Source organism: uncultured Shewanella sp. (assembly GCF_947495455.1).
Taxonomy (GTDB): Bacteria; Pseudomonadota; Gammaproteobacteria; order Enterobacterales; family Shewanellaceae; genus Shewanella.
On record NZ_CANLZC010000140.1, the window covers coordinates 1 to 11618 of the forward strand.

Annotated in this window: 12 protein-coding genes and 2 tRNA genes; 7 read left to right on the forward strand and 7 right to left on the reverse strand. The window is 39.4% G+C overall.

What is annotated here, in order from left to right; all coding sequences use genetic code 11:
• Positions 1-109: 109 nt before the first annotated feature.
• Positions 110-763, forward strand: coding sequence for a DUF2982 domain-containing protein (locus tag Q0791_RS22810; protein ID WP_299011487.1), 654 nt, complete (start codon positions 110-112; stop codon positions 761-763).
• A gap of 74 nt (positions 764-837) precedes the next feature.
• On the opposite strand, the gene Q0791_RS22815 is transcribed toward Q0791_RS22810, so the two are convergent.
• The 3 genes from Q0791_RS22815 to galU form a co-directional block, all read right to left on the reverse strand.
• Entirely contained in the window at positions 838-1242 is a 405-nt protein-coding gene (locus Q0791_RS22815; protein WP_299011489.1) for a polymer-forming cytoskeletal protein, read from the reverse strand.
• A gap of 393 nt (positions 1243-1635) precedes the next feature.
• Positions 1636-2649 (reverse strand): UDP-glucose 4-epimerase GalE, encoded by a 1014-nt coding sequence (galE, locus tag Q0791_RS22820; RefSeq protein ID WP_299011490.1) that lies wholly within the window; start codon positions 2647-2649, stop codon positions 1636-1638.
• A complete protein-coding gene (galU, locus tag Q0791_RS22825; protein ID WP_299011491.1) occupies positions 2646-3557 on the reverse strand; it encodes a UTP--glucose-1-phosphate uridylyltransferase GalU in 912 nt (303 codons plus the stop codon). The genes galE and galU overlap by 4 nt, the downstream gene beginning before the upstream one ends.
• 291 nt (positions 3558-3848) lie before the next feature.
• Between galU and phhA the strand changes: the two genes are divergently transcribed.
• The 5 genes from phhA (at position 3849) to maiA (ending at position 8768) form a co-directional block, all read left to right on the forward strand.
• Complete coding sequence (phhA, locus tag Q0791_RS22830) at positions 3849-4649, forward strand: phenylalanine 4-monooxygenase (protein WP_299011492.1); 801 nt, start codon at positions 3849-3851, stop codon at positions 4647-4649.
• 58 nt (positions 4650-4707) lie between these two features.
• Positions 4708-5052 (forward strand): 4a-hydroxytetrahydrobiopterin dehydratase, encoded by a 345-nt coding sequence (locus Q0791_RS22835; RefSeq protein ID WP_299011493.1) that lies wholly within the window; start codon positions 4708-4710, stop codon positions 5050-5052.
• A 247-nt stretch (positions 5053-5299) separates the two neighbouring features.
• Entirely contained in the window at positions 5300-6847 is a 1548-nt protein-coding gene (gene tyrR / locus Q0791_RS22840) for a transcriptional regulator TyrR (protein ID WP_299011494.1), read from the forward strand.
• 196 nt (positions 6848-7043) lie between these two features.
• Positions 7044-8030 (forward strand): fumarylacetoacetate hydrolase family protein, encoded by a 987-nt coding sequence (locus Q0791_RS22845; protein WP_299011495.1) that lies wholly within the window; start codon positions 7044-7046, stop codon positions 8028-8030.
• A 75-nt stretch (positions 8031-8105) separates the two neighbouring features.
• Entirely contained in the window at positions 8106-8768 is a 663-nt protein-coding gene (maiA, locus tag Q0791_RS22850) for a maleylacetoacetate isomerase (protein WP_299011496.1), read from the forward strand.
• A gap of 29 nt (positions 8769-8797) precedes the next feature.
• Here the strand turns inward: maiA and Q0791_RS22855 are convergent, their stop codons facing one another.
• Complete coding sequence (locus Q0791_RS22855; RefSeq protein ID WP_299011498.1) at positions 8798-9679, reverse strand: LysR family transcriptional regulator; 882 nt, start codon at positions 9677-9679, stop codon at positions 8798-8800.
• Positions 9680-9774: 95 nt separating this feature from the next.
• Between Q0791_RS22855 and Q0791_RS22860 the strand changes: the two genes are divergently transcribed.
• Positions 9775-10995, forward strand: coding sequence for an MFS transporter (locus tag Q0791_RS22860; protein WP_299011500.1), 1221 nt, complete (start codon positions 9775-9777; stop codon positions 10993-10995).
• A gap of 38 nt (positions 10996-11033) precedes the next feature.
• On the opposite strand, the gene Q0791_RS22865 is transcribed toward Q0791_RS22860, so the two are convergent.
• The 3 genes from Q0791_RS22865 to Q0791_RS22875 form a co-directional block, all read right to left on the reverse strand.
• Complete coding sequence (locus tag Q0791_RS22865; RefSeq protein ID WP_299011502.1) at positions 11034-11258, reverse strand: hypothetical protein; 225 nt, start codon at positions 11256-11258, stop codon at positions 11034-11036.
• A 152-nt stretch (positions 11259-11410) separates the two neighbouring features.
• A tRNA-Val gene (locus Q0791_RS22870) sits at positions 11411-11486 on the reverse strand.
• Between the two features lie 56 nt (positions 11487-11542).
• A tRNA-Val gene (locus Q0791_RS22875) sits at positions 11543-11618 on the reverse strand.

Below are 11618 nucleotides of genomic sequence, written 5' to 3' on the forward strand. Positions count from 1 at the left end.
TTACAGCATAAATGCGCCTTGAATTGAAAAGCCTGAGAAGCTCTGAATTGATCATCTATATAATGGAATTGGTATAATGAGGTGAAAAAAGAATGAGAAGCTTAGGTTTATGATTATGAATATTCATCCGCTTTCTAAGCGAAACGGGATCACACTCACTTTTGTAGGCGCCATTGCGTTGATAATAGGTATTATTTTGTTTTTACAAAATAAAGATAATTTTGCTATTGGATTGGCTTTTTTTTCTGTTGGCATGATAGTAACTATTTTAGGTGTAGCTAAACAACTTGAGCCGAGTACTACGTTAACGCTGAATAATAAAGGATTAGGCTATTTTCATCGTCGAGGTGAGGTGTGGGTGGATTGGGCAAATATTCAACGTATTGATATTCCAAATGTGCATCATAATGGTCAATGGATTACTCTGCCTTATGTTGGTTTAAAGGTGAAATCCATTAATGCGGTATTAGATGTCATTTCTCCTCGCTTAGCCACGGGCTTACTCACTGAGCAGCGCCCACTATTAATGACAGCCTCAGCACAAGACGAAGATATCGCGACATTAGAGACTTACTTAGGGGCTGAGTTTACTCCCTTAGAAGTGAATAATGATCGTTATAGGGGAGTATTGGCTATGTTTGGCCATCGAAGTTTAATGTTAAATAAGTACTTGGGATATCATTTATTTATTCCTTTTGACAGTTTAGATAGGGAGGGGGAGGCGTTTGTACAATTATTGAAAGAGTATCGAAACAAGGCTTAAGTTGTGTTTTAAGAGGCGAAATAAGGCTAACGTCATAAAGTGGGTTAGCCTTTTTATATAAAAGATTTTAAGTATTAAATATTTACAGTGTTTTCTTCTAATTGTTTTGCAGGTTCAACTTGCTTGTAATTATTAGCAAGCAGTTCAGCGCTTTCTCGTACCCGCATACCAATAAATTGCCCACCTTCAAAAATTTCCATGGATTGGCAATTGACTTCACCATCGACTCGTCCTGTGCCGGTAATGGTGAGTTTGTTGCAATTTAATTTTCCTTTAAAGCTGCCGGATACTCGAAGTTCTACACACTGAAGGTCGCCTTCAATATAGCCATCCAGTTCAATATTAATATTACTGGTTGATTGAATAGTGCCTTGTAATTCACCGGAGACGAGTGCTTCATCAGTAAATTGTATGTCTCCCGTTAATTTCGTGCCTTGGGCGATAAAGGTGAGTCCACCTGTTTTGTTTTTTTTGAACATCGAATCTATCTACATGGGATCAGGGTTTATGGTATATTAACGCTAAAGTACGGTTAAGAAAACCACTAAAATTTGGCACTTGAATGTCATTTTTTTGGCTAAAGGAAATGAAAAGTCAATGGGATTATTCTCTATCATTAGAAAATGCTTGTAAAAGCGGTATTAACTGTTAATTTTTGGAAATATAGAAGAAGATGACTGTTTTAACTGTGAGCTTAACATTGCATTTTAGGTGTTCTTTAATGGTTTTTATTTATTGAGATCAAAGCTTGTAACTTAAGCACTATGATGCTTTAAAGTTGGTTATGTGATGGTATTGTTGTTTTCATTATTATTTTTTGATATGAAAAATTCAAGGTTGCGCAGCCGATAAGAGCGACTGCGTTCTGAAATTTAATCAGAATAACCATTGGGGTTATTAGATTGCCAATGCCAGCTGCTCATTACCATGTCTTCAAGAGTATGGCTTGCCTGCCAGTTTAATTCTGTCAGTGCTTTTTGAGGGGCGGCGTAGCAGGCAGCGATATCACCTGATCGTCTCGAAGCAATTTGATAAGGGATGGGTTTCTGGCAGGCTAGCTCAAAAGCATGGATCATTTCAAGTACACTGTATCCTTGACCTGTGCCTAAATTATAGGTGACGAGCCCAGGGTTTGTGTTGAGCTTTTTCAGAGCCTGTAAGTGTCCACGTGCAAGATCAACCACATGAATATAATCGCGAACGCCTGTTCCATCATGAGTGTTATAATCGTTTCCAAAGACGCTGAGTTTGTCTCTTTTGCCTACCGCGACTTGAGAAATAAAAGGCATTAAATTATTGGGAATGTCATTTGGATCTTCACCAATGAGTCCACTTGGGTGTGCACCAACCGGATTAAAGTAACGTAACCTTGCAATATTCCATGTATTATCTGCTTGATATAAATCAGATAGAATGTTTTCTACCATGAGTTTAGATTGACCATAAGGATTGGTTGCAGATGTAGGGAAGTCCTCGGTGATAGGTAGAGATGCAGGATCACCATAAACCGTCGCTGATGAGCTAAAGACAAGATTTTTAACATTAAACTCATTCATGATTTCACAAAGAGTGAGCGTACCTGTGACATTATTTTCATAATAACGTAGGGGCTGCTCAACGGATTCGCCTACAGCTTTTAGGCCCGCAAAGTGAATAACAGAATGAATGGGGTGATCAGTAAATACTTTTTGTAAAAACGCTTTATTGAGCACATCACCTTGATAAAATGTTAGGCTCTTTTGAGTAATTTGTTCAACTCGAGACAAGGCTGTGACACTGGCATTGCTTAAGTTGTCGAGTATGACAACCTCATGTCCTTCATTTAGTAATTCTACCACTGTATGGCTGCCAATATATCCAGCGCCGCCTGTAACTAAAATTGTCATATATTCATGTCCTTAACAAGGTTTTCTAGATATTGTTTAAATTCTTTACCGATTTCCTTGTGTCGAAGTGCGTGCTCAACTGTGGCTTGTATATAGCCTATTTTATTACCGCAGTCATGGCTTTTGCCTTGCATGTAATAAGCATTGACGGTTTGTTTTTCCATGAGCATTGCAATGGCATCAGTGAGTTGAATTTCATTCCCTGCGCCTGCTGGTGTTTTTGCTAATAAGGGCCATATTTCAGCAGGTAAAATGTATCGACCCACCACGCTTAAGTTTGAGGGCGCTTCGTTGATTGCTGGCTTTTCAACGAGTTGTGTCAGAGGGCATGACTCACCAGGTGACAATGGGTGGCCATTGACATCAGCAATACCGTATTGATCCACTTGATCTTGGGGTACACCTTCGACCATGATTTGACTGATTTGAGTTTCATTATATTGTTTAACCATGTCAGCCAAGTTATCAAGATGCAGATGACAACTTGCGCTGTCTACAATCACATCAGGAAGTAGTACTGCAAACGGCTCATCACCTACAACTGGATAGGCACAAGAAATAGCGTGACCTAGTCCTTTGGCTTGAGATTGGCGTACGCTTATCACTGAAACATGGCTTGGACAAATGGCCTGAACTTCAGATAATAGTTGCCGTTTTACACGACTTTCAAGTTGTGCTTCAAGTTCAAAACTCGTGTCAAAATGATTTTCAATGGAATTTTTACTGGCATGGGTGACCAGTACAATTTCATCAATACCCGCAGCGACCGCCTCATTGACGACATATTGGATCAATGGTTTGTCCACCACTGGAAGCATTTCTTTTGGAATGGCTTTTGTCGCGGGTAGCATACGTGTGCCTAAACCCGCAACAGGAATAACAGCTTTACGAATTCGATTAGACTGCATTTTCTTCCTTAGTCTTTTAAAGAGTGCAGAGAGTGCTGCTATATTACGGACAAAATGCTTATATCAAAACTGTTTTTGTCTGCATCGAGTGAAATAAATCGTCATGACCTCATTTATTCCAAAACTCAATCATATAAAACTCAGTCATATATTATAGCTTTAAAGATGTGTGTAACAAAAATTTTACGAAAATATTATGATCACTCGAAAGAATTAAGCGCATCATAGTTAACAAAACGCCAGCTTTAGTTAACTATGAATAGAGTTGCAACAGAATGCGTGTGAATAACAATGAATACAAAAACACAATATATTGCTCGTAATCCAGATTCAAATGGCGTGATACACTACCCGCAAGAAGAACATGATATTTGGTGCCAATTATATACGCGTCAATTAGATAAATTACCAGGTCGAGCTTGTGAGGAATACCTGTTGGGTTTAGATGCCCTTGCTTTACCTCAGGATAGAATTCCACAATTATCTGAAATTGATGATGTTTTATTGAATGCAACTGGCTGGAAGACTGCAGCTGTGCCTGCTTTAATTTCTTTTGCTAAGTTTTTTGAACTTTTGGCTAATAAATCTTTTCCCGTTGCGACTTTTATTCGTGATAAGCAGGAGCTGGATTACCTTCAAGAGCCTGATATTTTTCATGAGATTTTTGGCCATTGCCCCTTATTGACAAACTCATCATTTGCGCATTTTTCTCATCTTTATGGTCAATTAGGTTTGGCAGCTACACCACAAGAGCGGGTATATTTAGCCAGACTTTACTGGTTTACTGTGGAATTTGGGCTTATTCAATCGGATCCTGAAACATTGAGAATTTATGGTGGGGGGATTTTGAGTTCACCAGGTGAAACCCTTTATGCCACAGGGCCAACGCCAGAAATTAAACCTTTTGATTTACTAGAAGTATTACGAACACCTTACCGTATCGATATTATGCAGCCTGTTTATTACGCGATTGAGCATATGAGTCTACTGGATGATATTTGCAAAATGGATATCATGGCTTGTGTGAAAGATGCGATAAAATTAGGGTTATTGCCCGCTAAATTTGAACAGAAAAAGAAGATATCATCATAAACAAAAAAGAAACTATCATCATAAAAATTGTTTATCAGTTAAAAGTGAAGGAATAATAATGACAAAATTAGCAGAGATGCAATGTGAAGCCTGTCAAGTTGGGGCGCCTCAAGTGTCTGATGAAGAATTGGCAAGTTTAATCAAGTTGATCCCTGATTGGACCGTGGTTGTTCGTGACGGTGTGATGCAACTTGAAAGGGTGTTTAAGTTTAAAAATTTTAAATTAGCGATGGCGTTTACCAATGAGCTCGCTGATTTAGCTGAAGCGGACTTTCACCATCCGGGTATTTTAACAGAGTGGGGTAAAGTCACGGTAACTTGGTGGTCTCACTCAGTGAAAGGCTTACATCAAAATGATTTTATTATGGCCGCTAAAACTGACAAATTACTATCTATAGATTAATCACTTAGAATAAGGTAAACATGGCGCCGTTAAGCGCCATTTTTATTGTTTTTTCGCTTACTTTGTAAACTATGCTTGCCACATTCGCGATAACCTTTTACCGTATAAGCACTAAATATCCAATGTCATCTCATATTTGGTTTAATCCATTAAACCGCCAAAGCATCACTGTATTTGCTAATGACTCATTTTTTAGATTAAGTGCTGTGAGCGGGCTGAGTTGATATAGAAAAGGAAAGGGTAAATTATGCGTTTGGAAGTCAGCTGTTTGGATCGTGTTGGTTTAGCAAAAGATATTTTAACTATCATGGAAGGCTATAGCATTAATTTATTTGCCATTGATGCAAGTAATCAAGGCTTTCTTTATTTACAGTTCGCGGAAGTTAATTTTGATATTTTAAGTGAATTATTGCCCTTAATTCGTAAAGTTGAAGGAGTACATGACGTTAGAACAGTGTCTTTTATGCCTTCAGAGCAAGAACATTATGCACTTAAGACCTTACTGAAAACATTACCTGATAGTGTTTTTTCATTGGATGCTAAAGGAAAAATTTGCATTGTTAATGAGTCAGCTTTACTTACTTTAGGGATGTCAGAGCAAGAAGTGCAAGATGAGCCGCTTAATCATTGGGTACAAGGCGTTAATTTTAGTCGCTGGTTAAGTGAAGCCCAAGTACTCGCCCAAGCCACACGAGTGACAATAGGTGAAAATGAATATTTAGCTGAAATGTTGCCTATCTACTTACCCGATGGACCGGGTGAATCCATTTTAGCCGGCGCTGTGGTTCTGCTGAAATCTCCAGCTCGTGTGGGAAAACAGTTTAATGCGCTACAAAATCAATCTTCAGGTTTTGAAACGGTATTAGCAAGCAGTGATAAGATGAAGTCTGTTCTTACTCAAGCTAGGCGAATGGCTCAGCTTGATGCGCCTTTACTGATCACAGGGGAAACCGGGACGGGCAAAGAGTTGATGGCAAGGGCTTGTCATGATGCTTGTATGCGAAGAGAAAGCCCCTTTATTGCGATTAATTGTGCTGCAATGCCAGACAGTGCAGCGGAAGAAGAGTTATTTGGGTATGTGAATAAAGGTGCCGTTTCCAAGAAAGGCCTTTTTGAAGAAGGAGATGGAGGCACGATTTTTCTGGATGAAGTTGCTGAAATGTCAACCTCAGCTCAAATGAAGCTGTTACGTTTTTTGCAAGATGGCAGTTTTAGAAGAGTGGGTGGTAATGAGGAGGTGAGAGTCGATGTTAGGATTATTTGCTCGACTCAAAAGAACTTAGCTGAGTTATGCCAAAGTGGTGCCTTTAGAGAAGATCTTTACTATCGCATTCATGTCTTGAGTTTCCACATGCCGGCCCTACGAGAGAGAAAAGTGGATGTGCTGCCTTTAACTGAAATGTTTTTAGAGCATTATAGTCAGCAGCTTTCCATTCCTATTAGAAGGATCTCAGCGGCGTGTCGTGAACATTTATTGGATTATGCTTGGCCGGGTAATGTACGTCAGTTGAAAAATGCAATTTTTCGTGCGGTATCTATGTGGGATGGGCATACCGAATTAACGATTGAGCAATTAAAATTACCTTCTTACGCTGAAGGTTTTGGTTATTTTGATGAAGAATTTGAAGGGTGTTTAGACGAAGCAATGAAGGAATTTGAGTCCAATTTGCTAAGGCGATTATATCCGGCTTATCCCAGTACTCGTCAATTGGCTAAAAAATTAGGTGTGTCTCATACTGCCATTGCCAATAAATTGAGAGAATATAAAATCAGTAAGCCCAAACCGGTTTTATAATTGACTTGCTTCTAATTGAGGATTAAGGCCGCTGTGAAGGTGGCCTTTTGTAACGATTTATTTACGTATCTTTTCTTTTTCTGTGCCATCTATTTTTACCAAGATAATATTATCTCTAGTGTGATGAAGGTAGGCTTTCGGCATACAAAGAATAAAATAAGCATAGTCTTATGTTTTGACAAGAAATGAGGATCATATGAAATTAGCAAGTTATGATAACGGAACCCGTGATGGTCAACTAATGCTCGTTAGTCGCGATCTATCTAAGGCCGTTGCTGTGCCAGCAATAGCCCATACCATGCAGCAGCTACTGGACTCTTGGTCGCTTCTTCATCCTCAATTGCAAGAGCTTTATGATGCGTTAAATGAAGGCTTAATCGAGAACAGTATTGATTTTGATGAGTCTTTGTGTCATTCGCCTTTACCCAGAGCCTATCAATGGGCGGATGGAAGTGCATATGTGAATCATGTTGAGCTGGTTCGTCAGGCGCGGGGGGCACAAATGCCGGAAACATTTTGGCACGATCCGCTTGTTTATCAAGGTGGCTCAGATTGTTTTATTCAACCTAAGGCTGATATTCCTCTGGCGAGTGAAGAATGGGGTATTGATTTTGAATCTGAAATTGCCGTGATCACCGATGATGTGCCTATGGGTGTTGAGGTTCAAGATGCGACTAAACACATTAAACTGCTAATGTTAGTCAATGATGTGTCACTGCGTAATTTGATCCCAGCAGAGCTGGCGAAAGGTTTTGGTTTTTATCAGGCGAAACCTTCCAGCAGTTTTTCACCTGTGGCGGTAACACCCGATGAGCTTGGCGAAAAATGGCAAGACAGTAAGGTTCATCTTCCTTTAGTGACGCATTTAAATGGTGCTTTATTTGGACAACCTAATGCCGGTGTTGATATGACCTTTAATTTCAGTCAGCTGGTGTCTCATGTCGCGAAAACAAGACCATTAGGTGCGGGGGCGATTGTGGGGTCGGGCACGATTTCTAACTATGATCGCAGTGCAGGATCAAGTTGCCTTGCTGAAAAAAGAATGCTGGAAGTGATTGCTGATGGTAAAGCGACGACGGCATTTATGCAATTTGGTGATCGCGTTAGAATCGAAATGTTGGATGAGCAAGGACACACTATTTTTGGCGCAATCGATCAAAAAGTGGTGCAATACAAAGGTTAGTTTTTAATATAAAGAGCGCCTGTTCTAGGGCGTTTTTTAAAGGATAATCTAAAAAGATGATAAAAAGGACGGTTCATGAATAAGCTTTATGGCTATTGGCGCTCAAGTGCCGCTTATCGAGTGCGTATTGCATTGAACTTAAAACAAATAACGGTTGAACAATTATCAGTTCATTTGGTAAAAGAAGGTGGAGAGCAACATAAAGCCGCCTATCTAGCGTTAAACCCCCAAGCTTTAGTTCCCAGCTTTGTGATTAAGGATGAGACCACTGCGTTTGAAAGTGACACTTTGACTCAATCTATGGCTATTTTGGAGTATTTAGATGAAGTTTATCCTCAACCCCCTTTATTACCATCATCAAGCGTAGCACGTGCGAAAGTGCGAGCAATGGCAATGTCCATAGCATGCGATATTCATCCGTTGAATAATCTTAGAGTATTACAGTACCTATCGAATGAGTTAAACATCAATGATGAGAAGAAGCGAACTTGGTACCAACATTGGATAGTGCAAGGTTTTACAGCCTTAGAAGCGCAATTAACGCAAGTTTCAGGGCAATATTGCTTTGGCGATACTGTGTCGATGGCAGACTTATGTTTGGTTCCACAAGTGTATAATGCGCAGCGGTTTGACGTAGACTTAACGCCTTATTCTAATATTATGCGAGTGAATACGGCTTGTCTTGACTTGGCGGCCTTTAAGGATGCCATGCCTGATAATCAGCCTGATGCAAGTTAATATATCTAGGCCCTAATTTCCTTTGGGCTTTATCGATTGTCCATTAAAAAGTTAACAAACGCCCTATCAGCTTGGCTAATAGGGCGTTGTTTCTTCCATGCGATATGCAAATCTAAAAACATGGGGGGATGAAAAGGCTTGGCTAAAATGTTGGTTTCATTTTCGATAACCATATTGAGAACGCTCGAAATTGCAAACTCCTGTGCAATGACTTGTTTAATTAAGTTAATCAGGTTGGTTTCAAAAGCAATATTAGCGTTTAGGTTAAGCCGTTGAGCTTGATTTAAAATCCACTCACGATGAAAGTAGCCCGGTTGAAACATCACTAATTCATGATCAAAAAATTGGGTGAGCGTAATATTTGTTTCTTTGGCTAATGGATGATTTTGACCAACGGCGACGACCATTTCCTCTCGTAATAATAAATGGCTAGCAAATTCTTCGGTGAGATCATCTGAAGTCACGATGGCGATATCAACGTCTTCATTTTGAAGCATGGTTAAGGCATGTCTCGTTCCTCCTTCAAATAATGACAATTTTAGACTGGGATGCTGATGCCTAAAAGCCATTAATCGAGAGGGGAGATAAAATGAACCTAACATTCCTGATACCGCTACTCTCACTTCCCCTCGTGTTAAATTGGCCATGGATTTGATATGTGCTTCAGCTTGCTGAACTTGTTTTAATATGAGTACTGCGTGAGTATGTAATGCATGGCCTTCTGCAGTGAGTGTGATGGGTTTATTTCTGCTTTGATAATGCCTGTCGATTAATGTGACGCCTAAAGATAACTCTAAGCGCTTTATGCTTTGGCTTAATGCAGGTTGGGCAATGTGCAATTTTGTTGCCGCTTTCGTAAAACTTCCGGCGTCAACTAGCGTTGTGAGATGATTCAGTTGCTTTATATCCATAACAAAAATCTATAGGTAAGAGGTATTTTATTTATTATTGTTATGCTAGTTGCATTGATAAGCTATGTCTACTTTTAGCGAGTACATTGAGGTTGATGTTAGTGAAGGAGCAAGTTAGCAAAGAAAGACGCCTTATTGCTGGAGTGTCAATTGCATCGATAGTGGTCTATATCAATTTGTATTTAGTGCAGGGCATGCTGCCTTTAATTGCTGAACATTTTCTTGTATCTATGAGTCAAGCCACATTATTGCTATCGATCACCAGTTTTACCTTAGCAATCTTTCTATTGTTTTTTGCTCTATTATCCGACCGTATAGGCCGTAAAAAACCTGCACTAGTGAGTTTATATTTAATTGCATTAATCGATTTTATGATGATATGGACTCATGATTTTTCAGTGTTACTCCTATTACGAATGATACAAGGGGGATTACTGGCGGCGTTACCTGCTGTGGCGATGGCCTATTTTAAAGATGAATTAGGTCAAGATTTGTTATTAAAAGCCGGGGCGATTTATATTACCGTTAATAGCTTAGGAGGAATTTTAGGTCGATTGTTGGGTGGGATTATGTCAGAGTACCTTACTTGGTCTCAATCTATGCACTTTCTGTTCGTGTTAACCTTAATAGGCTGTTTTATATCAAGTTATTATTTACCTGATTGCCGTTTCAATAAACCTGTTAGAGAGCAATCAAAAGGGTATGTGAGTCAGGCCGATATTGCTGGCTTTGTTCTACACCTGAGAGATTTAAAAATGCGTTTAGTGTATTGTATCGGCGGGTTGGCATTTATGGTGATGGTGAATCAGTTTAGCTATATTCAGCTGCATTTAATGGCTTCACCTTTTTCTTGGAATCGCTTTGAAGTGACTTTTATTTTCTTGTGTTACCTTAGCGGCACCTTTGCTACTTATCGCTCTGGAAAATGGCTTCGACGCTTGGGATTTTCACGAGTTGTATTATTTTGTGTAGGACTCATGTGTTTCGGCGTATTGTTAACTTTACTCAATAGTCCATTTAATATTTTCTTAGGTTTTTTATTGAGTGCTCTTGGTTTCTTTCTCTTGCACACGAGTTGTAATACTTGGGTGGCCATGAGAGCAAATGCGCATAGATCTAAGGCGACTGCCTTGTATTTATGTTGTTATTATATTGGTGCGGCGCTTGGTGGGCCTTATTTATTGCCATTTTGGCAGCGTTGGGAATGGAGTGGTGTGGTATTGGGCGTGGTGATTGTGTTGTTTATTACACTGCTTTTAGTTGCTAAATATATTTCATTACCCGAGCCTCAAAAAGTTAAGTTACCGCTGTTTTAGTCGATTTTTATCATCTCGATAGGCCGGATATTTTAAGGCTATTTAATCACAGTGCGTTGATTTTTTTCGGTAGGGAGTAGTTCTAATTGTCCTTGTTCATTAAAATACCAACCTGTAATGACACCTTGTTGTCTCATTTGTAGAAGATCATGTACCATTTGTTTCGCTTCCAGTAATGCCGTTTTTTCATCATATTGATGGGTCACTTTTAAGTAGGCGGCAATATTCTCTATGGACGTGGACTGGTTTATATCAGCATTCATCAGCGTCTCTCATCTTAACCAATACTAAAGTACTAGTTTTGATTATAGTCTATTTCTTTTTCATCAATGGACTTATCAAAAAAATAGGATGAATTAAGGGAAATGATATTGAAAAACGGAATATATTTAAGATGATATGAGGAAATAAATCATGGTGGTCGATACTGGGCTCGAACCAGTGACCCCCTCCTTGTAAGGGAGGTGCTCTCCCAGCTGAGCTAATCGACCTGGGATTTTCTTTTACAACTTATTGTATTGTTAATTCATTTTTCATGACTAAACAATGGTGGTCGATACTGGGCTCGAACCAGTGACCCCCTCCTTGTAAGGGAGGTGCTCTCCCAGCTGAGCTAATCGACC

Excerpts from the sequence above, each read along its gene's own strand:
- galE (WP_299011490.1), bottom strand. The coding sequence starts at position 2,649 with ATGACAATTTTAGTTACAGGCGGCGCTGGATATATTGGCAGCCATACA.
- tyrR (WP_299011494.1), top strand. The coding sequence starts at position 5,300 with ATGCGTTTGGAAGTCAGCTGTTTGGATCGTGTTGGTTTAGCAAAAGAT.
- Q0791_RS22855 (WP_299011498.1), bottom strand. The coding sequence starts at position 9,679 with ATGGATATAAAGCAACTGAATCATCTCACAACGCTAGTTGACGCCGGA.
- Q0791_RS22835 (WP_299011493.1), top strand. The coding sequence starts at position 4,708 with ATGACAAAATTAGCAGAGATGCAATGTGAAGCCTGTCAAGTTGGGGCG.
- Q0791_RS22860 (WP_299011500.1), top strand. The coding sequence starts at position 9,775 with ATGTTAGTGAAGGAGCAAGTTAGCAAAGAAAGACGCCTTATTGCTGGA.
- Q0791_RS22810 (WP_299011487.1), top strand. The coding sequence starts at position 110 with ATGATTATGAATATTCATCCGCTTTCTAAGCGAAACGGGATCACACTC.
- galU (WP_299011491.1), bottom strand. The coding sequence starts at position 3,557 with ATGCAGTCTAATCGAATTCGTAAAGCTGTTATTCCTGTTGCGGGTTTA.
- Q0791_RS22815 (WP_299011489.1), bottom strand. The coding sequence starts at position 1,242 with ATGTTCAAAAAAAACAAAACAGGTGGACTCACCTTTATCGCCCAAGGC.
- Q0791_RS22865 (WP_299011502.1), bottom strand. The coding sequence starts at position 11,258 with ATGAATGCTGATATAAACCAGTCCACGTCCATAGAGAATATTGCCGCC.
- Q0791_RS22845 (WP_299011495.1), top strand. The coding sequence starts at position 7,044 with ATGAAATTAGCAAGTTATGATAACGGAACCCGTGATGGTCAACTAATG.
- maiA (WP_299011496.1), top strand. The coding sequence starts at position 8,106 with ATGAATAAGCTTTATGGCTATTGGCGCTCAAGTGCCGCTTATCGAGTG.
- phhA (WP_299011492.1), top strand. The coding sequence starts at position 3,849 with ATGAATACAAAAACACAATATATTGCTCGTAATCCAGATTCAAATGGC.